This window comes from Campylobacter sp. TTU-622, assembly GCF_016598965.1.
Taxonomy (GTDB): Bacteria; Campylobacterota; Campylobacteria; order Campylobacterales; family Campylobacteraceae; genus Campylobacter_D.
The window spans coordinates 1-837 of the sequence record NZ_JAENKR010000186.1 but is presented as its reverse complement, the minus strand read 5'-3'; the positions used below and the strand labels follow the sequence as shown (position 1 = coordinate 837).

Here is an 837-nt window from a genome sequence, read left to right as displayed (position 1 = left end):
GAATACAACTTAAAATAATAGTACTTTGTAAAAAATTATTTACAAGAATAACTTTTTGTATTTTTTTTACTTGAGAGTGCAGTTGTATCAGGGTAAAAAAAGGAATGATTACAAAAGATCCGCAAAACCCAAATAAAAAAAAGATTATAAAATGATTTAATATATAAGGCAATAATAGAGTTAAAATGCAAGAACCAAAAAGAGCAAAAGGAATAAATCCAAATTCAAGATAAGATATTGAAAATCTTTTAAAAACAAAAGAACCAAAGATAAATCCTATGGTTAAAAATATAAAATTTAAATAAAGATAAAATAAACTATCCTCAAGTAAAATATCTCTAACGTATATAGGAAATAATATTATATAAGATTCTAGCAATAATAAAAATATGGAAATTCCTAAAATAGAAGGAAAAAGAATTGGTTCTTTAATTATTGATTTTAAATTTTTTATAAAAATTTTTTTCTTTAAATAGCGCTTTAATGAATATGCAATCTTTTTTTCTTGTAAAATTGAAAGTTTATAGCTTAAAGCTAAATTTATTAAAGATAAAATAATAAAAGAAATACCAATGAAATTTATAAAATTAAAAATATTATTTTTGTTTAAATAAAAATAAGATATTCCAAAAGCAATTAAAATTGCCAAAGCACTACCAATGCCAATTAATAAATTAATTTTTAATACAAATTGTTTTTGAATTATTTTCAATATATAAGCATAAAAAATAGGAAAATAAAAAGAATTAAATAAAGCTAATAGAAAATTTAAAAATAAAATCAGCCAAAAAATATGATTATAATAAGATATGCAAATAATTAAAGACAATAAAAACA

1 protein-coding gene is annotated in these 837 nt (G+C 18.8%); it reads right to left on the bottom strand.

The genetic code is table 11. From position 1 onward, the window contains the following. On the bottom strand, positions 1-829 hold an 829-nt coding region (locus JG677_RS08365; RefSeq protein ID WP_234284681.1), incomplete at its 3' end, for an MFS transporter. Between the last annotated feature and the right edge of the window lie 8 nt (positions 830-837).